Origin of the sequence: Leifsonia aquatica H1aii, assembly GCF_000633535.1 — a bacterium.
Lineage (GTDB): Bacteria > Actinomycetota > Actinomycetes > Actinomycetales > Microbacteriaceae > Leifsonia > Leifsonia aquatica_A.
In genome coordinates this window covers 81,316-100,928 of record NZ_AYMR01000011.1, presented here as the reverse complement: position 1 = coordinate 100,928, position 19,613 = coordinate 81,316, and the positions used below count along the sequence as shown (strand labels likewise).

The following is a 19,613-nucleotide window of genomic DNA, read 5'->3' as shown; positions in this document are numbered from 1 at the left end:
ACATGACACTCTCCCCGACCGACTCCGTCGTCACCGCGGCGCGGGCGACCCCGGATCAGCCGCGCTCGGAGTATCCGCGGCCGGATCTCGACCGCTCCGACCGCTGGCTCACGCTCAACGGGATCTGGGACTTCGACGCCGCCGATGCCGCACGCACGATCACGGTGCCCTTCGCCTGGGAGACGACGGCGTCGGGGGTGAACCGCACCTGGCTGGAGCACGCCGTCTACCGGCGCACGGTCGTCGTGCCGGAGGACTGGACCGGAGCGCGTGTCGTGCTCAGCTTCGGCGCCGTCCACCACCACGCGGTGGTCCGCGTCGACGGGAGCATCGTGGGGGAGCACACCGGAGGCTCCGAGTCGTTCGAGTTCGACGTCACCGACACGCTGGTGCCCGGCATCCCGTCCGAGCTGTCCGTCGCCGTCGACGCCCCCGCGGACAAGCGCGCCATCCCGCACGGCAAGCAGCGCTCCATCCCGCGCGACGACTACGACGGGGTCTCGTTCACCCCGACGTCGGGCATCTGGCAGTCGGTGTGGCTCGAGGCCCGCGGGCGCACCTACGCCCGCTCGGTCGTGCTCCGCGGCGACAGCCTCACCGGGATCGACATCGCCGTCCAGACCGCCGGCGATGCGCCGGCCGGAGCGATCGTCCGTGCGCGGGTGCTCGCGACCGGAGAGAACGTCGAACTCCGCGCGGACGCCGCGGGCCGGGCGACCGGTCGCCTCGAGCTCACGGCACCGCGCCTGTGGTCCCCGGCCGACCCGCACCTCTACCGGGTGGAGGTCGTCGTCGGCGACGGCGAGGCCGCCGACACGGTCGTCGCGACGACAGGCCTGCGCCGCATCGAGACCAGGGGCGAGCAGCTCTTCCTGAACGGGGAGCGCTTCTTCATGCGGGGGGTGCTCGACCAGGGCTACTGGCCCGAGACCGGGCTGACGGCACCCGACGCGTCCGCGCTGCGTGCCGACGTCGCCCTTGCGCGCGAGCTCGGCTACAACCTCGTCCGCAAGCACTTGAAGTTCGAGGAGCCCCTGTGGCTGCACGAGGCCGATGTGAGCGGGATGCTGGTCTGGGCGGAGCCGCCGTGCCCGAGCCGCTTCTCCGACGAAGCGGCCGCCGCGTTCGAGGCCCAGCTCCCGTCGCTGGTCGAGCGCGACGGCAACCATCCGTCCATCGTCATCTGGGGGCTCTACAACGAGGAGTGGGGGCTGGATTGGGACATCCCGGGCAGCCCGGAGCGCGCCCGCGCCGCCGCGCACGCCTACGACACCCTGCGTGCGCTCGACGACACCCGGCCGATCGTGGAGAACTCCGGCTGGTCGCACGTGCGCACCGACCTCGTCGACTGGCACTACTACGAGCCGAGCATCGCCGAGTGGCGGCGGATGCTCGCCGCGATGGCGGACGGCACGCAGCAGAGCTTCCCGGTGCGCCTCGGTCCCGACTTCGTCGTCGACAAGCCGTTCTACGCCTCCGACGCGGTCCCGCGCTCCGGCGTCCCGATCGTCAACAGCGAGTACGGCGAGGGCTTCACCAGCCTGGAGCGCGCCTGGCATCTGCGGTGGGAGACCCAGGAGCTGCGTCGTCACGACCGGTTCGCCGGCTACGTCTACACCGAGTTCGCCGACGTGGAGCATGAGGCCGCCGGTCTGCTCACCACCGACCGTCGCGCGAAGGACTGGGGCGGGTGCATCCCCGCGGACGTGAACGCCGAGACCGTGCTGGTCCTCGACCTGCTGCCGCTGCGCGCCGGGGCGGACCTCGAGCCGCCGGAGGAGCCGGTCACCGTGGCGGTCCGCGTGTCGCACCACGGGCCGGGCCCGCTGCGCGGGCGCCTGCACGCCGCCTGGCTCCCCGCGGGTGCGCCGGTCGACGGCGCCTCGGCGGCCGCGGTCCGCACCGACCCGGCCGCCTCCAGCGGCGAGATCGTGGTGACACCGTTCACCCTCTCGGACGCCGTGACGATCACCGCCCCCGCCGTCACCGGCCCCGCGCGCCTGCTGCTCTGGCTGACCGACGCGGACGGCGCGATCGTGGCCCGGTCGTTCCTCGACGCGGCGCCGGTGGAGCAGCCGAACCGCCGCGGGGCACGGGCGGAGGAGTGAGCGGTGCGGTGCCCGGCGCGCGACGCGCCGGGCACCGCGAACGTCACGACGCCGGGAGGGCCCTGGCCCTGTTGTTGCGCGCCTCGTGCGTGAGCTCGATCAGCCCCAGCGCCTCGAGCAACGGCGGCAGGTACATCCCGAACCGGCCGCGGTAGCCCTTCCGGAGGCCGTACCAACCGCCCACGGGATTGCTCGCGTCGCGTCCCCAGGCCTCCACGGTCCCGTCGGCGGCCGCCTTGTTCTCATCCGCAGCGCCGAGCGCGACCCAGTCGCCCTGCTCCCGCAGCCAGGCGGCGAGGTCGTCGATCGCCTCGGCGCGGTAGCTCAGCCGGGTCGAGCCGACCTGGCAGATCAGCGCGGGCGGGTCGGCGGCGTCGTCGCGCCACATCGTGTATTCGGACGTCCCCGGCGCCGTGGTCAGCCGCCACGGGTCGTCCTGTGTTCCTGCGCTCATCGGCTCTCCTCCTCGGATTCGTCCACGTCGAGAAGTCTGCCGCCGATGGCGGGGCGGTGGCGAGAGGTCCGAGCCGTCCACCCCGGCGGACGGTCACTCGTTCGACGGGCGGCAGCCGGTGACGGCGGCCTCGGCGTCCTCGCCGTCCTCGCCGTCCACGACGTCCACGGCGTCCCGGGAGGGGACCGCAGACGGCGACGCATCCGTGTGGTGGGGCCCGCCGGTGTCCAGCGGCACGTAGCGGTTCAGGACGACGAGCGCGATCGCGCCCGCCGCCGCGATCGCGGAGGGGATCCAGAACACGGCAGGCAGGCCCAGCCAGGCGGTGCCAACGCTCCCGAGGAAGCCTCCGACGGCCGCGTTGATCGCGAACGCGCTCAGGAAGACGCTGGAGGCCATCCCGACCCGTGTCGGATGGAACCGCTGGGCCACCGTCACCCCGAGGACCCCGAACGTCGCGATCACCCCGGCCATCAGCACCTGGCCGGCGATGAGGGGCGCGAGGGGCTGGGCGAACGCGTCCGCCGAGGCGTAGCAGGCGTGCGCGCCGATGGCCATCGCCGCCCCCGCGAACAGCACCGGGGCGATCCCGAAACGGTCGGCCAGCTTCGCGGCCACCGGCATCAGGGCCACCTCGACGAGTGGTTGGAAGCCGATGATCGCGCCGCGCACACCCGCGTCCACGTGCAGCTCGCCGTCCAGGTAGAGCGGCAGGTAGGCGAGCTTGACGGTCTCCCCGCACATGATGAGCACGTAGATGCCGGTGAAGAGCAGCAGGGGCACCATCGAGGGGGTGCGTGCGGCGGGGGCGGTGAGCGGCTCCGCGGCTCCCTCGGCGACCAGTGGCAGCGTCTCATCCTGCGGGGCGGGCGCCGGCCCCGGCAGGGGGCGCGCCGTGCGGGCGCCGATCAGGGGCACGATCGACAGCAAGATGCTGACGCCGGTCGCGAGCAGCAGCGGCCGCAGCCCGATCACGGCGCCGAGCACGGCGCCGATCACCGGACCGATGATCCACCCGAACGCCATCGCCATCCGCATCACCGCGACGACCTGGTTGTCGACCGGGGTGGGGCGCCGGCTGAGCTCGTCCCGCACAGCCGCCTGCAGCTGTGCGGCGCCGGCCCCCGCCACGCTGAGGAGGAGGATGTTGATCGCGAACGGCATCCACGTCTGGTTCGCGAACGCCATCAGAGTCCAGCCCACGAAGCCCGCGACGGCCGAGAGCCGGAACACGAGCAGGCGGGAGCCCGCGCGGTCGGAGAGGGAACCCACCACATAGCCGGCGATCGGCGCGGCGAGGTTGGTCAGGTAGTACAGGCCTGCCATGGCGTCGGTGAGGTGCAGCTCCCGCACCAGGAACAGCGTCATCTGCGGTGCGGTGACCGAGATGCCGATCCCGGAGACGACCAGGCTGATGAAGGCTCCGCGCAGCAGCGGGGAGCGGACGATGTAGCGCGCGGCCGTCGACCGTTCGTTCACCGGGCGAGCTCGCGCCACGCAGGACCGTCTTCCTCGAACACCGACAGGGATGTCACCGATGGTATCAAGCTGGTCGCATAGTGGTCTATTCGACCGCGGGGCTGAGCGGTGCGGCTAGCCCGCCGTCCATCCGTCGAGCACCAGCTGCACCGCCATCGCGATGCCGGCGATCGCCGCGCACCCGACGACGACGCCGAGGGCGATGACGAAACCGCGGCGCGCTCGGCGTCCCGCCACCGTCGACCCGTCGAATCCGGCGCGGGACACCTTGTCGATGTTCGGCGCCACGATGCTCACGTACGGCTCCTGCGGATCCTCCGGAAGACCGTACGGGAGCGGCACGTCGAGCGGTTCCCTGTCTCTCATGCGCGTACTCCTTCCCCCTTCCGGCAGTGTACGGCTCCGGCGGTTGACCGGGACGCACGGTTCTGCCAGGTTGGAGGGCGTCCGTCCACCCCTCCAGGAGGCTCCCATGGCCGTTCGCGTCGACCTCAACATCTCGCTCGACGGCGTCGCCGTGCCGGAGGACCCGATGGGCGCGGAGTGGGGGAGGCTGGTCGAGCACTACACCGCCACGCGGACGTTCCGCGAGCGGGTGTTCCACGACACGTCCGGCGCCGGCACCACCGGCGTCGACGACCGCTACGCCGCCGCCTATTTCGACGGCATCGGCGCCGAGGTCATGGGCGCCGGGATGTTCGGTCTCCACGCCCACCCCGACGACCCGGACTGGCGCGGCTGGTGGGGCGACGAGCCGCCGTTCGGCTATCCGCTCCTGGTGCTGACCCACCGTGAGCGCGCGCCGATCGAGTTCGACAACGGCACCCGGTTCGAGTTCATGGCCACCACGCCGGAAGCGGCCCTGGAGCGCGCCCGGGAGCTGGCGGGCGACGCCGACGTCCGGATCGGCGGGGGCGCCTCCCTCGTCCGCGACTACCTGGCGGCCGGGCTGGTCGACCGTCTCCATGTCGCCGTCGCGCCGATCATCATCGGAGCGGGGGCGCGCCTCTGGGACGGCCTGAGCGACCTCGACCTCGGGTACACCGTGACGTCGGAGATCGCCGAGAGCGGCGTCGTCCACGTCACCTACACGCGCTGAGGTCGCCCGACCCGGAGTGGCGACCCGCGGTCACGCGGGAGGAGGCCGCCACGCCGGTGCGTCGTCGATCGCTGCCGAGATGCGTCGGCTGATGGCGCCGAGCTGGCGGACCTGAGCGGCGGTGAGGGCGTCGAAGACGAGACGCTCGACGAGTTCTTCGTGCGCCGGGGTGGAGGCCGCCACCGCATCATGCCCGGCATCCGTGAGGATCGCCAGGGTGAACCGACCGTCGGACGGGTCGATCAGGCGACGCACCCAACCCTTCTTCTCGAGGCGGGTCACGGCGCGCGAGAGTCGGGAGAGGGTCGAGCTCGCGTAACCGGCGAGCACGCTCATCCGCAGCGTCCGATCCGGTGCGGCATCGAGCGCGTAGAGCACGCCGTGCTCGAAGTGCGTGATGCCGCTGTCCCGCTGCAGCTGCGCATCGAGCGCGGCGGGCAGGCGCTCCAGCAGTGTGGCGAGGGAGGCCCACGCCTCCAGCTTCTCGCCGCTCAGTGCGGCGCGTTCCGGCGGGGTCGACATGGCAGCAGCCTAGGTCCTCGCGACTTGCTCAGGCAAGTCAATGGGCGTACATTGACGTGCCTGAGCAAGTGACTGGGGGCAGCGGACTCCCGGCGCGGCGAGAACGGAGACGAGGAAGCATGGAGCTGGGACTGCAGGGCAGGACGGCCTTCGTCAGCGGATCGACCCAGGGGATCGGCTACGCCGTGGCCGCGGCGCTGACCGCGGAGGGGGTGCGGGTGACGGTGAACGGACGAGACGCGGAGCGCGTGGATGCGGCCGTCGCGCGGCTCCGGCGGGAGCACCCCGGCGCGGAGCCGTCCGGACTCGTCGCCGATTTCGCCGACGCCGAGCAGGTCGAGCGGCTGCTCGACGCTCTCGGCCCGGTCGACATCCTGGTCAACAATGTCGGCCTGTTCGGTCTGGCCGATTTCGAGACCGTCGACGATGCGGAGTGGGCCCGCTACTTCGAGGTCAACGTGATGAGCGGGGTGCGGTCGTCCCGTCGCTTGCTCGGCGGCATGCTGGAGCGCGGCTGGGGGCGCATCCTCTTCGTCAGCAGCGAGTCCGGCGTCAACGTCCCGGCGGACATGGTGCACTACGGCGTGACGAAGGCCGCGATGCTGGCACTCGGCAACGGCCTCGCCAAGCTCACGCGGCGCACCGCCGTCACGGTCAACACCGTCCTCGGCGGTCCGACCTACTCGGACGGCGTCGCGGCCGCCGTCGAGGCGATCGCCGCGGCGCGGTCGGTTCCCACCGCGGCGATGCGGGAGGCGATCATCGAGCAGAACCGCACGACCCTCCTCGAGCGCTTCATCGAGCCGGACGAGATCGCGCAGCTCGTCACCTACCTCGCGAGCCCGCTGGCGTCCGCGACGAACGGCGCCGCCCTCCGCGCGGACGGCGGAGTGCTGACCGGGATGCTGTAGCGGCCCGGTCCGGCTATCCGATCCGCAGGGAGGAGGCGTTGCTGCGCATGTTGCCGATGTTCGTGCTCGAGCCGACCGGCCCGTAGGCGGCGCCGCCGTAGTTGGCGTCCCAGTACAGCGTGGTGAGGCAGCCGTTGTACGAGTCGACCGACTGGATGCGATCGTTCCACGCGCCGAGCGACGGGTAGCCGTAGCTGAGACCGCTGCAGATGGCGGAGTTGCTGGTGAAGTACGTGTTGCTCGCCCCGGAGTAGCTCAGTCCGTCGTAGACCACCGCCAGGATGTAGCTGGCGGCGGTCGCGGACGGAACAGGGGCAGCAGCCGCCGAGCGCGCGCCCGTCCCGGTCGGAACCGCGACGACGGGGCGGCCGGTGTCGACCTCGATCTGCTCGAGCGGGTCGAGGCCGGCGTCGAAGCACCGGCTCTCGCCGGTGTCCACGTTGACCCAGCAGGACTGCGCTGCCGCCGGTGCGGCCGATGCGGGCGCGGCGCCCGAGGCGAGAGCGGCCGCAGCCGCCAGGCCGGCGACGGCGAGGGACACGGTGCGCGAGGAGGTCGAGTTCATGCCACCAGTGAAGCGGCCGGCGGAGCGTCGGCGCCGGAGTCGCGGAGTGACGGTTCGGTGACGCCTTCTCCGCGCAGATGAGCACGCCGGGGACATCGCACGAACATTCGCCCCGGAGGGTAAGAAAGCCCGCAGTGCCGACGTGTCTATTAAGAGGTACGCGGACAGCGCGACCGGGACCGCGGGACCCGCTCGGGGCGGTCGTCGCCCGGCGTCGCCCGAACGGGGGTCGTCCGCGAGCCCCGGGCATCGCTTAGGGTGCACACGATGTCCATCGCGACGGATCGGCTGCTCGTCGAGGCGGCATTGCTGGGGGACCGGGGATCCTTCGACCGGTTGTACCACCGGTATGCCCGCGTCGTGTACGACGCTGCCCAGGCGGCGCTCGGCGACCCCGACGAGTCGGCCACGGTCGTCCAGGATGTCTGGGTCATCACCTGGAACAAGCTCGACCGGGTCGATGTCGGCACGGGCACGATCCTCCCCTGGCTGCTCGGCGTTGCCGAGGGGGAGATCCGCAATGCCGGGCGACGCCTGGGGCGTCGGCCGGACCTGGCGGGACTCGATGCGCGGCGGAACGGCGCCCCCGACCCGGACCCCGTCCACACCAGTGTCACCGCGACGCAGCTGCTCGCGGCGATCGAGCGCGAGGTCGCGGCGATGACCCCGAAGGACGCCGCGGTCTACCGGTGCCTGATCGTCGACGGGCTGTCCTACGAGGAGACCGCGACGCGCCTGGGAATGACGACCGGAAACGTCGGGAAGCGCATGAATCGTGTACGGTCGCATCTCAAGAAGCGTCTGGCAGAGGACAGGCTATGACCGGCCGAGAGACCGGAACCCCCGAACGGGCGACGCCGCCCGAGCCGGGGTTCACCCCCGAAATGCGCGCCGACATCCTCGAGCGCGTGCACGAGGCGACCGACGAGCGTCGGTGGCCTCGCCGCCGACGGCGCCTGCCCGTGATCCTGACCATCGGCGTCCTCGGCGCGGGACTCGCCACCGCGACGGCCTGGAGCGTTCTCGCCCCGATGCAGGAGCAGCTCCGCCATGTCGTGTGCTACGAGGACGTCTCCCCGTCGTCGTACTCGACCTCCGCAGACCTGGGAGGCGATCCGGCGTCCGCCGACCGCCACCAGCTGCTCGAGGGATGCGCCGCCGCCTGGGAGGCCGGCGTCCTCGGGCACCGCTCGGAACCGGGACGAGCGCACTCTCCCGGCACGTCGTATCCGGTGCCGCCGCTGACCATGTGCTCCCGCAACGACGGGACCGTGGTGGTGTTCCCCGCCCGGGAGACTCCGGAGCTCTGCAGCAGCCTCGGATTCGGCCGCTTCGAGGGCTGAGGCCCGTTCGCGACAGGGCGGGAACGCCGTCCGCTGCGCCCGCTCACCCCTCTCCCCGCACATCCTGACGTCGCGCGATCGAGAGTTCTTACCCCGCGTCCGACGCCTTCACCGAAGGTTCGCCGACCGGTCTCCGTCTGCTGGTTTCAGTACCCGCAGTGTTCGTCTTCGTTTCCTTGCTGCCGCGCCGCGCGACACGGCAGGCTCGCAACTGGCCGGAGCAGACAAGGGGTTCTGCGGATGCTCCGCCGGTGTGACGGCCACTACGGCCGGAACGCGACGATGCCCGCCTCAGCTGGAACTGAGACGGGCATGCGGGCCATGACGGCCCGACTTGTGTCCGGGGCCTCCAGACACAAGAAGCTCCAGGATAGGGAGACACACGAAATGAAGGCAACTGCCCTCCGGAAGGTCGCCGTCGCCGGCGCCGCCTTCCTCGGTGCCGCCGCGCTCATCGCGGCCGGCGCGACCGCCGCGAACGCCGACCCGAGCAGCTCGGGCCGCACCTACACCGCGGTCGGTTCCGACACCATCCAGGACCTCTACAACGGCTACGGCAACGGCTACACGACCACCGCGAACGGCGCCGTGAACCCGGGCCAGAGCATCGCCTCGTGGGACGCGTTCGGCGCCGGTGGCGCGCAGAACACGCAGATCACCATCGGCGGCCAGCAGTTCTATCGCCCCGCCGGTTCGGGCGACGGCGTCAAGGCGCTCTCGGCCGCGTGGAACACGACGCACACCTACACGGACGCCGCCGGCCACAGCAACACGGTCGCCGCGAGCTCCATCCAGATCGCCCGCTCCTCGGGCCGTCCCGGCACGCCGGTCCTCGCGACCGACCCGAACAACAAGCTCTCGTTCGTGCCGCTCGCCCGCGACGCCGTCTCCGTCGCCGTCCAGACGGCCGGCCTGCCGGCCGGCACGGTCGCCCCGACGAACTTCAGCACCAACGACCTGAAGTTCATCTACGGCGGCACCGGCACCCCGGACGCCAACATCACCCAGAGCGGCACGGCCTCCCCGGTCTACCACGCCGACTCGAGCCACGCGTTCACCCTGAACGTGAAGCTGCCGCAGTCGGGCTCCGGCACGCGCAGCTTCTTCCTCGGCGCGATCGGCGTGACCTCGCCGGCGTCGTGGGTGACCTCCACGATCGCGGAGAACCACGCGGACGCGATCAACACCTCTGGTGACATCGCCCCGTTCTCCGCCGCTCAGTGGATCGCCCAGAAGAACGGCCTGTCCTCGACCTTCACCGGCACCAACGCGGCGTCGCTGAAGATCACGAAGATCAACACGGTCGAGGCCGTGACGGCATCGAACACCACGGGCGCGCTCTACGGATCGGCGACCGCCGCACCGGCAGGCGGGGCGGGCAACTTCAACCGTGACGTCTACTCGGTCGTCCCGACCGCGAACAACACGGGCGCCACCAACACCCTCGTCCAGACCACGCTCCGCAACGCCAGCTACATCGGCGCGGTCGATCACGCCACCCACAACGTGGTCGAGGACTTCGGGTTCCTGAAGATCAGCTACACCGGCACCACCGGCTACCTCTACTCGAACTGGACCAACTAGTCCGATCCCTGTCTGTGCCGGGCGGACACTGCTCCGCCCGGCACAGGTCGGCGTTCACCCCTCCCACAGAAAGGCACCACCCGATGACCCCCAGCAAGCCTGCGCGTCGTGTCGCGATCGGCGCGATCACCGCGCTCCTCGCCTCCGCCGCTGCGATCGCGACCGTCGTACCGGCCTCCGCCGCCGGCCAAGGAGGCGTGACGCTGGGCGTCACCAGCGGCGTGGCCGCCGACTTCCAAGGCGGCAACGTGCCCGTCAGTGCGATCGACCTCAATTGCGGGGCGGAGAACAACGCACAGGTGAAGCCGTTCCTCGCGCTCCCGGGGTCGGAGCGCCCGCTCGTCACGGACCCGTCCGTATACCCGTTCACCTTGGACGGGATCGTCGCGTACGACATCAACAGTGGAGTGACCACAGCACCGGCCACCGACGGCCTGCCCGACCCCACCTTCTGGGACAACCCGTACAGTGTCAGCCACTTCCTGAGCGCGGACACGTACTACAACGCGCAGTTCACGCAGCAGTCCATCGGAGGCTGGCTGCAGGTGGAGGCACAGGCCGGCGTGGACACGCTCAGCCTCGGCGTCATCTGCGTCTCGTCCGGCGGGAAGATCCTCACCGGTGCCGACAACCGGGCGTTGACGAGCTGGACCACACTCTCGTTCGACGCCGCCGGCGCCTGGCATGTCGTCGTCCAGAAGGCCGACACCACCACCGCTCTCGCGGCGACCCCCTCCGGCGCCTACGGCGCGAGCCTGACGGCGACCGTCGCGGCCGGCGGCACGACGGCCACCGCTGCGAACGGCACCGTCGACTTCTTCGAGGGCGCGTCGAAGGTCGGCTCGGCCGCCGTCGTCAAGGGCGTCGCTACACTCGGCCTCACCGGGTTGAGCGTCGGCGACCACAGCTACACCGCGGTCTACACCCCGGCGGCTGACGCGGCCTTCAACGGCTCGACCGCCGCGGCTGCGACCGTGACCATCTCCGCCGTGAAGTCCGACACGAAGGTCGGGCTCGCCGCGAAGGCGAAGGGCGCCGATTCCGCCGACCTCACCGCGACCGTCTCCGCCGCCGGAGCGACCGCCGTTGCGGCGACCGGATCGGTCGACTTCTACGCCGACGGCGCCAAGGTCGGCAGCGGCACCCTCGACGCCGGTGTCGCCACGTACACGGCGACCGGCCTGAAGGACGGCGCCAAGCACACCTTCTCGGCGAAGTACGCCGGCGACAGCGCCTTCAACGCCTCGGAGTCGGCGACGGCGACGGTGACACTGCCCGCGAAGCCCACCCCCCTGAAGGACGGCGACGTCGTCACGCCGGGCACCGCCTACACGGTGTCCCTCCCGGCGGGCAGCTTCGACGCGTCCTCCACGGTGACCGGCGTGATCCACTCCGACCCGATCCCGTTGACGGAGACCGCACCGGCCACTGCGGACGGTGCCGCCGACTACACCTTCACTGCTCCGGCGAACCTTCCGGCGGGTGCGCACCAGCTCGTCCTCACCGGCGGTGCGAAGACGGTCACGATCGCCTTCAGCGTCGCCGCGGCCGTCGATCCGACCGGTCCGACGGGTCCGGGCACGACACCCGCCGCCGGTGGCACGAACAACCCGGTCTCGTTCGCGACCGACTGGATCGGGACCGCCGCCTCCACCCCGGGCGGCCTGATCGCCCTCATCGCCGCGGCGCTCGCCGCTCTCAGCGCGGCGGCCGCCGGCACCTCGGTGCTGATCCGCCGCCGCTTCGCACCGCGCATCCGCTGATCCACCCCGGTGGGGGCCGGTCACTCGACCGGCCCCCACCCACTTCTCGTCCCGTGCACCGAACGACTCGAAGAGCATGAGAGCACACAGAACCCGCATCGTCTCCGCCATCGCCAGCGTGCTGATCGTCGCGTCCGTCTCCGTCGCCGGTGGCGCCGTGGCCGCCGCTCCCGCCGCCGCAGCTCCGGCCGTTCCCTCCGCCGTCGCTTCTTCCGGGTCCACCGGTTGGGGCCCCGCCGGCACCGTCGCCACCGACTCCGCCGTGACCGTCGGCTGGGACGAGTCCGCCTCCCCGAACGCCGGGGACGACACCGTGATGGACCGCCGCGACCCGAGCACGGTCATCGCGCACACGGCCGGCAAGACGGTCGGCGACATATCCACGCGACTGACGAAGGACTACAAGGCCGCTTTCGCCAGTGATGCGAACGGCCCGGGGTTGTCGATGACGGTGTCGCAGACGAAGAACCTCGTGTCGCAAGGAGTGACGGTAACCGTCGCCGGCGCCCGCGGAGGAATCATCAGCCCGGCCAAGGAATGGGTGGAGGTCTTCCAGTGCTGGGGCACGCCGGGCGAGACCGCCCCCGACCCCGAGCACTGCCAGACCGGTGTCGGCGGATCAGACGTCAGGGCCACCGACAATGCCATCAGCTTCCGTGGGCTGGGATCCGATCGGCTGCTGGCGGGGGGCGACTGGGTGGGGACGTCCGTCGTCCCGTTCCGCGCGATCGACGGCACGCTGTCGGCGACACCGGGCTCCAACCCGTACTTCAACCGCACCAGCACCAACGAGTTCACGCGTCTCGTCATCGGGCCGTCTGGAGCGGCCACACGCACGTTCGAGCTCCAGACCACGACGGAGTCGCGGGGGCTCGGCTGCGGTGCGCAGGCCCATGCACCGTCGACATCGCAGTGCTGGCTCGTCGCCGTGCCGTTCGTGCTGGACACCGTCACCGATCTCAACCTCGGCGGGGGTGGCGCCTTCGCATCGGCCCTCACCCCGTCGCTGTGGGCGCAGCGATTGCAGGTCAAGCTCGAATTCGCCGACCAGAGCGTGGCGTGCGGTGACAACGCCCAGGTCCTCAGCGTCGGATCGGAGCTCCTGTCGCCGGCCGTAGCATCGTGGGGATCGGGGCTCTGCAGCGCCACCGGGAGCCAGCTCGGCTACTCGAAGCTCGCGGACCCGCAGGTCCGGACCGCGGTCGGCAGTGGCAGCGCAGCCTTCGGCTTCACGACGCAACCGATCGAGGGCAGCACGTCGACGCTCTATGCCCCGACCGCGCTGAGCGGCGTCGTGATCGCCGTCATGCTCGACTACCGGCCATGCGGATACGGGGCACCGGAGGAAGCGATCGAGCGCTGCGGCTACCCCGATAAGGCGACCGCCGAGCGGGAGTTCGCGAAAGCCGGTTCACCGGTCACCGGCATCCGGTTGAATCCGAGGCTGATCGCGAAACTCCTGACCCAGAGCTACGGCATCCTCGCGCTGGCCGAGCGGCCCGGGCTCACCCAGACTGCCCCCTGGCTGAACTCCTTCAACCAGGGGTCGCTGTTCCGCGACAAGGAGTTCCTGGCCCTCAACCCCGAGTTGAAGTACATGAGCTTCTTCACGGGCGGCGACACCGATCGGCTGCTCCAGACCGAGATCCTCCGATCGGATGCGGCGGCGGCGGTGTGGCGCTGGATCCTCGCCGACACCGACGCGAGGAGCTTCCTCGACGGCTGCCCCGACCCGTACGGGGCTGTGATCAACCCCTTCTACTCGACCCGCACATACGCCGAGTGCACGAGTGACGCGTCGGAGCTCGAGGCCGCGGCCTACGCCGTGCGGCGGTCGACGATGTCGCCCGAGACGTTCGACAAATCCCTCGCGCCGACGTACCCGCCCGCGGACGCCTCCTACCCGACGGTCCTCTATGCGCAGGAGGACGCCCGCCCTAACCCCCAGCATCCCGACGAGGAGATCCCGGTGGGGACCCTGGTCGATCTGGTCCCCAAGCAGTCGGATATGCAGTTCATCGCACGGTCGACCCTGCGCGCCGAACCTCCCCGAGGGCTCTGGTGCTCGGCCTACACCGAAGCGGCTCAGTGCCAGCCTCCGCAGTGGAAGGGCATCGCCCAGCGACAGGCCGTGAGCGAGCGCGTCGTCTTCTCCATCACCGACGCCGCTGACGCCGCGCGCTACCTCCTCCCCACGGCGCTCCTGTGCGACGGCAGCGACGCGAAGACCGCGCACTGCGTCGGCGCCGACACCGCCGGTCTGACGAAGGCGGCGAACGAGTTCGCGAAGAGCTCGGTCGACGGCGTGCTGCAGCCGGCGGCGAAGGCCGACTACGCGGGAGGTGCCTATCCGCTCACCCTGCCGGTGTACGGCCTGGTGAACACGCAGAACCTGTCGTCGGCGGACGCGAAGCCGATCGCCGACATCCTCGAGTACGCGGCGACCAGCGGTCAGAAGCCCGGCACCCGGCCGGGGGAGCTGACTCCGGGATACGCGCCGCTGACGGCGCCGCTGGTGGCGCAGGCGAAAGCGACCGTCGCGAAACTGCGAGCGCTGACCGATCCGGTCGCAGCCGCACCCGCCGCAGTGCCCGCCGCACCCACCGGACCGGTCGGAGCGGTGCCCACGACGGCCGAGGTACCCACCGACGGCTCCAGCGCCGCTCCCACTGCACCGCCGATGAAGCAGACGTCGGCCGCGTCCGGGAAGACGGCGGCGACAGAGATCGGCTTCCCGCAGTTCGGCCTCGCCACCGGGGTGCTGGCCGCGCTCGCCGCGGGCATCCTCTCGCCCGTGCTCGGCCGGCGACGCAAGGGAGGGGCCGCATGAGCGGGCTCCTGCAGACGACACGTCCGGACTATCCGGAGGCCGGCGCGGACGACGCGGTCGCCCGTCCACTCCGCCACATGCGCGAGCTCTCGGACACCGTGTTCCGCGGGATCAGCCGCGGCGGCGGGGTGATCGTGCTGGCGATCATGGTGCTGGTCGGCCTCTTCCTCACGGTCCAGGCCACCCAGGCCATCTCGAAGGTCGGGGTCGTCGCGTTCCTGACGACGCAGAAATGGTCGCCCGAGACGAACCAGTTCGGGATCGCCGCCCTCCTCACCGGCACGGTCCTGATCGCGATCGTCGCGCTGGTGATCGCGTTCCCGCTCTCGGTCGGCACCGCTCTGTTCATCACCGAGGTCGCGACCGGATCGTTCCGCCGCACCCTGGTGTCGATCGTCGATCTGATGGCGGCGGTCCCCAGCGTGGTGTTCGGTCTCTGGGGCCTCATCTTCCTGCAGCCGGCGATCGTGCCGTTCAGCCAGTGGCTGTCGACCTGGTTCGGATGGATCCCGCTCTTCCGGGTCGACGGCGCCGACCCGGACAACCCGCTGCCGGACACCTCGCTGTACACGTCGTCGACGTTCATCGCCGGGGTGGTCGTCTCCCTGATGATCATCCCGATCATGACCTCGATGATGCGGGAGTCGTTCTCGCGCGCCCCGATCGGGGAGCGCGAGGGGGCGTTCGCCCTCGGCGCGACCCGCTGGGGCATGATCCGCTCGGTCGTCCTGCCGTTCGGGCGCGGCGGGATGATCGGCGGAACCATGCTCGGGATGGGGCGCGCACTCGGCGAGACGATCGCGATCTACCTGATCATCAACCCGATCTTCAACATCAACTTCCACATCCTCCAGAACGGCACGAACTCCATCGCCGCCCACATCGCGCTGCGCTACGGCGAAGCGAACGCCTTCTCGATGAGCGCACTCATGGCCGCGGGCCTCGCGCTGTTCGTGATGACGATGATCGTCAACTTCACGGCGTCGGCGATCATCGCCCGCTCCCGCTCGGGAGCGGAGAGCGAGGGCTGATGACCGACGACACCCTGACCGTCCCGCTGGAGCTCGACGACGTCCCCGGCCTCATCGGCGGGACGACGCTGCCCCGCGAGGACCTCGCCCCCGTGGCCGAGGAGGAGTCCCGCGTGGTCATCGGGTTCTCCCGCGACGACGCGTTCACCGTCGCCGGTGCGGCGGCGGCGGGACTCGCGATCGGGCTCCTCCTCACCGTCGCCGTGACGCTCATCCCGATCGGCTGGCTGCTGCCGGTGTCGTTCCTGTGGTTCGTCGCCCTCTACTCCACCCTCGTCTTCCTGCGGAACCCCGGCCCCGCCGTCCGTGACCGGTTCTGGACGGTGATGCTGTGGGCCGCCGGCGTGGTCGTCGTCGGCTCGCTCGCGCTCGTCATCGGATTCACCCTCGTGCGCGGGGAGGACGTGTTCGCCCAGATGTTCTCGACCGCCGGCGGCCAGAGCTTCTGGGACCGGTTCCACTTCTTCACGACCGACATGCGCGGCGTCGGCCCGCTGTCCGGGCTGGACGAGGGCGGGATCCTGCACGCACTGGTCGGCACGCTCATCCAGATCGGCATCGCCCTCGCCATCACCATCCCGCTCGGGCTGACCACGGCGGTGTTCCTCGGCGAGGTCGGCGGCGTGTTCGCCCGCTTCGTCCGGACGATCGTCGAAGCGATGACCGCTCTCCCGTCGGTCGTCGCCGGTCTCTTCATCTACGCCGCGATCATCGTCGGCATCACGCACGCCTTCAACGGTTTCGCCGCCGCCCTCGCCATCACGGTGCTGATGCTGCCCATCATGATCCGCTCCGCCGACGTGGTGCTCCGTCTCGTGCCGGGCAACCTCCGCGAAGCGGGTCACGCACTGGGCGCCGGCCAGTGGGCGGTCGTCTGGTACGTGGTGCTGCCGACCGTCCGCGCCGGCCTGACCACGGCGATCATCCTCGCCACCGCCCACGGCATCGGCGAGACGGCGCCCATCCTCCTCACTGCGGGGGTGACCTCGAATCTGAACGTCAACCCGTTCGAGGGGCCGATGACCTCCCTCCCGCTCGCCGCCCTCGAGTTCGTGAAGAGCCCGCAGCCGAACATGATCGCGCGCGGGTTCGCGACCGCCGCGTTCCTCCTCGTCGTCGTACTCGTGCTCTTCCTCGTCGCCCGGGCGCTGGGCGGTCAGGAGCCGGGCAAGCTCACCGAGAGCCAGCACCGTCGTCTGGCCGCCCGCTCCCGGGCGACGCTCGCGCGGATCGAGTCGCGTTCACCGCGGCCGCCCGCGCCGCTCGAACTCGACGAGCTCCTCGTCTTCAACCACTACCTCGCGCCCGACGACGACAGCCGTCCCACGCCCGGACCCGGACAGGACCCCACACGATGAACCGCCCCCGCCGAACCACCCGACGACTGCTGCGCGCGTCGATCCTCGCCGTCGCGACGCTCCTCCTGGTCGGCATCGGCCTGCCCGCCTCCGCCGCCGGCTACCTGCGCATCTCGGGCGAGGGATCCTCCTGGGCCGGCAACGCCGTCGCCCAGTGGGTCAGCGACGTCGGCGCCCAGGGCGTGACCGTCGACTACACGCCGAACGGGTCGTCCACCGGCCGCAGCGACTTCGCCAAGGAGATCAACGCCGACTTCGCCGTGACCGAGATCCCCTTCACCGGCGACACCTCCGACCCGCAGGACACCACGGTGCCGCAGTTCCCGTACGTGATGCTGCCGATCGTCGCGGGCGGCACCTCGTTTATGTACAACCTCAACCTCGGCGGCAAACGGTTCACCGACCTCAAGCTGTCGCAGCAGGCGATCGCCGGGATCTTCACCGGCGAGATCACCCAGTGGAACGACAAGGCGATCGCCGCCGACAACCCGGGCGTCGACCTCCCCGCGCAGCGCATCACCGTCGTCGTCCGCTCCGAGGGCTCGGGAGCGACCGCACAGTTCACGCTCTGGCTGCTGCGCCAGTACCCGGACCTCTACCGCAAACTGTGCGCCAAGGCCGGGTGCGATCCCGCACACGCCACGTCGTACTACCCGCACCAGAACCTGTCGAACTTCGTCGCGCAGAACGGCTCCAACGGCGTCACGGCCTACACCGTCGCCAACCAGTTCTCGATCAACTACGACGAGTACTCCTACGCTCTCGGCGCCCAGTTCCCGGTCGCCAAGGTCAAGAACGCCGCCGGCTTCTACACGGTGCCGGACCAATACGCCGTCGCGGTCGCCCTCCACGTCGCCAAGATCAACACCGACAAGGGCGATCCCAACTACCTCAGCCAGGACCTCTCCGACGTCTACCAGTACGGCGATCCCCGGACCTACCCGCTGTCGATGTACACCTACCAGGTCGCGCCCAGCGTCACCCACGGCGGTTTCGACACGCAGAAGGGCGCGACGCTGGGGTACTTCGACCAGTACTCGCTCTGCGAAGGCCAGCGGAAGATGGGCAACCTCGGCTACTCGCCGCTGCCGATGAACCTGGTCCTCGCCGCCCTCGATCAGGTGAAGCAGATCCCCGGTGTCGATGCGGCGACGATGGGGAAGATCAACGCCACCGGTCAGGCGGTCAACGCCGGAAGCGGCAACCCGTGCAACAACCCGACGTTCAAACCCGGCGACAGCCCGGACAAGAACCAGCTCCTCCTCGAGGCGCCCTTCCCCGCCGACTGCACTCCGGATCGCTGCGCCGCATGGGGCTTCACCGGTGCCGGGCCCGCCCCGCAGCAGAACGCCGGCGCGAAGGGTCCGACCGGCGCGAGCGCGGGAGCGACCGCCGGTCCTGCCGCCGCGAACGGAGCCGGCCAGCAGCAGTGCGATCCCGACACCGGAGAATGCGGGAGCGGCTTCGTCGCCTTCGGATCAGCCGCCAACGTGAAGGCCGTGCCGATGACGCTCACCGGCAACGACGGCTGGGCCGGACCGCAGACGCTGATGGTGGTCGTCATCCTCCTGGTCCTCCTGCTGCTCATCGGACCCCCGATCGTCAGTCACGTCGTGTCGTCGAGGACGGGCAGGGGCGGCCGCTGATGGTCGCCGTCGTCGCGCCGAGCCCCGCGCCGCCGTCCGTGACGCGCCCGGTCCCCGTCGCGCGCGTCTCGGCCCCTCCGCTGCAGCGGGCGATCTCCCTCGTGCTGGCCATCCTCTCCGCCGGGATCCTCGTCATCGTCGTCGTGCTCGTCGCCGTCTCGCCGGTCCAGCACTACGCGACGCAGAACCAGCTCTACGAGCAGGTGCGGCTGAGCCTCGCCGAAGGGTCGACGCCGGTACAGCCGGTGACCGACGCGGGCGAGCCCGTCCGTGTGGGGACGCCGGTCGCCGTGATGTACGCGCCCGACATCGGGATCCGGCGGGAGGTCGTCGTCGAAGGCTCGGCGGGCGCCCAGACGATGCTCGGGATCGGGCACCAGCGCAACACCGTCCTGCCCTGCCAGCTCGGGACGAGCGTCCTCATGGCGCGCTCCAGCTCGTACGGCGCGGTGGGCGCGGCGTGGGCGGACCTCCGGGTCGGTCAGACCTTCACCGTCCAGGCCGGCCAGGGATCCTGCACGTACAAGGTGCGCGACCGTCGGCTCGCCGGCGACGACGCCCCGCCCGCGCTCACGGCCGGTGAGGGCCGCGTCGTGCTCACCACCGCCACCGGCGGCTGGTACACCCCGACCGGCGTGCTCCGCGTGGACGCCGACCTCGTCACGAAGGGGTTCGATCGGCCCGCCCAGCTCGGGATGCCCGTCTCGGAGGCAGAACGGCCGATGGGGACCGACCCCACGAACGCGTTCGGGCTGGTGCTCCTGCTCGAACTCCTCGCCGCCGCCGTCATCGGCGCGACCTGGCTCTGGCGGCGCTGGGGCCGCTGGCAGACGTGGATCGTCGCCGCACCCGTGATCGGCGTCGTCGCGCTCCTCGCCGCGACCACCGTCAACCAGATCGTCCTCCCCAACCTGCTCTAG

At 70.9% G+C, this 19,613-nt stretch carries 17 protein-coding genes; 12 read left to right on the top strand and 5 right to left on the bottom strand.

Features of this window, described 5'->3' with window-relative positions; genetic code table 11:
• Positions 1–2 precede the first annotated feature (2 nt).
• Entirely contained in the window at positions 3–2,108 is a 2,106-nt protein-coding gene (locus tag U870_RS0112770; protein ID WP_025157778.1) for a glycoside hydrolase family 2 protein, read from the top strand.
• 43 nt (positions 2,109–2,151) lie between these two features.
• On the opposite strand, the gene U870_RS0112765 is transcribed toward U870_RS0112770, so the two are convergent.
• From U870_RS0112765 to U870_RS0112755, 3 genes are all read right to left on the bottom strand, one after another.
• On the bottom strand, positions 2,152–2,562 hold the full coding sequence (locus U870_RS0112765; protein WP_025157777.1) for a DUF6855 family protein: 411 nt from the start codon (positions 2,560–2,562) through the stop codon (positions 2,152–2,154).
• Between the two features lie 93 nt (positions 2,563–2,655).
• Positions 2,656–4,059 (bottom strand): MFS transporter, encoded by a 1,404-nt coding sequence (locus U870_RS0112760; protein WP_162819146.1) that lies wholly within the window; start codon positions 4,057–4,059, stop codon positions 2,656–2,658.
• A 96-nt stretch (positions 4,060–4,155) separates the two neighbouring features.
• Positions 4,156–4,407, bottom strand: coding sequence for a hypothetical protein (locus U870_RS0112755; RefSeq protein WP_025157775.1), 252 nt, complete (start codon positions 4,405–4,407; stop codon positions 4,156–4,158).
• Between the two features lie 106 nt (positions 4,408–4,513).
• Between U870_RS0112755 and U870_RS0112750 the strand changes: the two genes are divergently transcribed.
• Positions 4,514–5,140 carry a dihydrofolate reductase family protein gene (locus U870_RS0112750; RefSeq protein ID WP_025157774.1) on the top strand — a complete coding sequence of 209 codons (627 nt, stop codon included), beginning with the start codon at positions 4,514–4,516 and terminating at the stop codon, positions 5,138–5,140.
• 30 nt (positions 5,141–5,170) lie between these two features.
• Here the strand turns inward: U870_RS0112750 and U870_RS0112745 are convergent, their stop codons facing one another.
• Positions 5,171–5,662, bottom strand: a complete 492-nt coding sequence (locus U870_RS0112745; RefSeq protein ID WP_025157773.1) for a MarR family winged helix-turn-helix transcriptional regulator — start codon at positions 5,660–5,662, stop codon at positions 5,171–5,173.
• A gap of 119 nt (positions 5,663–5,781) precedes the next feature.
• Between U870_RS0112745 and U870_RS0112740 the strand changes: the two genes are divergently transcribed.
• Positions 5,782–6,573, top strand: coding sequence for an SDR family NAD(P)-dependent oxidoreductase (locus tag U870_RS0112740; RefSeq protein WP_025157772.1), 792 nt, complete (start codon positions 5,782–5,784; stop codon positions 6,571–6,573).
• Positions 6,574–6,586: 13 nt separating this feature from the next.
• On the opposite strand, the gene U870_RS0112735 is transcribed toward U870_RS0112740, so the two are convergent.
• Positions 6,587–7,138, bottom strand: coding sequence for a hypothetical protein (locus U870_RS0112735; protein ID WP_025157771.1), 552 nt, complete (start codon positions 7,136–7,138; stop codon positions 6,587–6,589).
• Between the two features lie 267 nt (positions 7,139–7,405).
• Between U870_RS0112735 and U870_RS0112730 the strand changes: the two genes are divergently transcribed.
• The 9 genes from U870_RS0112730 (at position 7,406) to U870_RS0112690 (ending at position 19,613) form a co-directional block, all read left to right on the top strand.
• Entirely contained in the window at positions 7,406–7,960 is a 555-nt protein-coding gene (locus tag U870_RS0112730) for an RNA polymerase sigma factor (RefSeq protein ID WP_025157770.1), read from the top strand.
• The gene (locus U870_RS0112725) at positions 7,957–8,481 is read left to right on the top strand and encodes a hypothetical protein (protein WP_162819145.1); all 525 of its coding nucleotides are present in this window, start codon (positions 7,957–7,959) and stop codon (positions 8,479–8,481) included. The genes U870_RS0112730 and U870_RS0112725 overlap by 4 nt, the downstream gene beginning before the upstream one ends.
• Before the next feature lie 387 nt (positions 8,482–8,868).
• Positions 8,869–10,065, top strand: coding sequence for a hypothetical protein (locus tag U870_RS23190; RefSeq protein ID WP_025157768.1), 1,197 nt, complete (start codon positions 8,869–8,871; stop codon positions 10,063–10,065).
• Positions 10,066–10,148: 83 nt separating this feature from the next.
• A complete protein-coding gene (locus U870_RS23185; RefSeq protein WP_025157767.1) occupies positions 10,149–11,828 on the top strand; it encodes an Ig-like domain-containing protein in 1,680 nt (559 codons plus the stop codon).
• Positions 11,829–11,904: 76 nt separating this feature from the next.
• Complete coding sequence (locus tag U870_RS0112710) at positions 11,905–14,658, top strand: hypothetical protein (protein WP_025157766.1); 2,754 nt, start codon at positions 11,905–11,907, stop codon at positions 14,656–14,658.
• Positions 14,655–15,689 carry a phosphate ABC transporter permease subunit PstC gene (pstC, locus tag U870_RS0112705; RefSeq protein WP_025157765.1) on the top strand — a complete coding sequence of 345 codons (1,035 nt, stop codon included), beginning with the start codon at positions 14,655–14,657 and terminating at the stop codon, positions 15,687–15,689. Before U870_RS0112710 ends, pstC begins: the two co-directional genes overlap by 4 nt.
• Positions 15,689–17,047 (top strand): PstA family ABC transporter permease, encoded by a 1,359-nt coding sequence (locus U870_RS0112700; protein ID WP_025157764.1) that lies wholly within the window; start codon positions 15,689–15,691, stop codon positions 17,045–17,047. Before pstC ends, U870_RS0112700 begins: the two co-directional genes overlap by 1 nt.
• Positions 17,044–18,693 (top strand): substrate-binding domain-containing protein, encoded by a 1,650-nt coding sequence (locus tag U870_RS0112695; protein ID WP_025157763.1) that lies wholly within the window; start codon positions 17,044–17,046, stop codon positions 18,691–18,693. Before U870_RS0112700 ends, U870_RS0112695 begins: the two co-directional genes overlap by 4 nt.
• A complete protein-coding gene (locus U870_RS0112690; RefSeq protein WP_025157762.1) occupies positions 18,693–19,613 on the top strand; it encodes a hypothetical protein in 921 nt (306 codons plus the stop codon). Before U870_RS0112695 ends, U870_RS0112690 begins: the two co-directional genes overlap by 1 nt.

Excerpts from the sequence above, each read along its gene's own strand:
- U870_RS0112770 (WP_025157778.1), top strand. The coding sequence starts at position 3 with ATGACACTCTCCCCGACCGACTCCGTCGTCACCGCGGCGCGGGCGACC.
- U870_RS0112765 (WP_025157777.1), bottom strand. The coding sequence starts at position 2,562 with ATGAGCGCAGGAACACAGGACGACCCGTGGCGGCTGACCACGGCGCCG.
- U870_RS0112755 (WP_025157775.1), bottom strand. The coding sequence starts at position 4,407 with ATGAGAGACAGGGAACCGCTCGACGTGCCGCTCCCGTACGGTCTTCCG.
- U870_RS0112750 (WP_025157774.1), top strand. The coding sequence starts at position 4,514 with ATGGCCGTTCGCGTCGACCTCAACATCTCGCTCGACGGCGTCGCCGTG.
- U870_RS0112745 (WP_025157773.1), bottom strand. The coding sequence starts at position 5,662 with ATGTCGACCCCGCCGGAACGCGCCGCACTGAGCGGCGAGAAGCTGGAG.
- U870_RS0112740 (WP_025157772.1), top strand. The coding sequence starts at position 5,782 with ATGGAGCTGGGACTGCAGGGCAGGACGGCCTTCGTCAGCGGATCGACC.
- U870_RS0112735 (WP_025157771.1), bottom strand. The coding sequence starts at position 7,138 with ATGAACTCGACCTCCTCGCGCACCGTGTCCCTCGCCGTCGCCGGCCTG.
- U870_RS0112730 (WP_025157770.1), top strand. The coding sequence starts at position 7,406 with ATGTCCATCGCGACGGATCGGCTGCTCGTCGAGGCGGCATTGCTGGGG.
- U870_RS0112725 (WP_162819145.1), top strand. The coding sequence starts at position 7,957 with ATGACCGGCCGAGAGACCGGAACCCCCGAACGGGCGACGCCGCCCGAG.
- U870_RS23190 (WP_025157768.1), top strand. The coding sequence starts at position 8,869 with ATGAAGGCAACTGCCCTCCGGAAGGTCGCCGTCGCCGGCGCCGCCTTC.
- U870_RS23185 (WP_025157767.1), top strand. The coding sequence starts at position 10,149 with ATGACCCCCAGCAAGCCTGCGCGTCGTGTCGCGATCGGCGCGATCACC.
- U870_RS0112710 (WP_025157766.1), top strand. The coding sequence starts at position 11,905 with ATGAGAGCACACAGAACCCGCATCGTCTCCGCCATCGCCAGCGTGCTG.
- pstC (WP_025157765.1), top strand. The coding sequence starts at position 14,655 with ATGAGCGGGCTCCTGCAGACGACACGTCCGGACTATCCGGAGGCCGGC.
- U870_RS0112700 (WP_025157764.1), top strand. The coding sequence starts at position 15,689 with ATGACCGACGACACCCTGACCGTCCCGCTGGAGCTCGACGACGTCCCC.
- U870_RS0112695 (WP_025157763.1), top strand. The coding sequence starts at position 17,044 with ATGAACCGCCCCCGCCGAACCACCCGACGACTGCTGCGCGCGTCGATC.
- U870_RS0112690 (WP_025157762.1), top strand. The coding sequence starts at position 18,693 with ATGGTCGCCGTCGTCGCGCCGAGCCCCGCGCCGCCGTCCGTGACGCGC.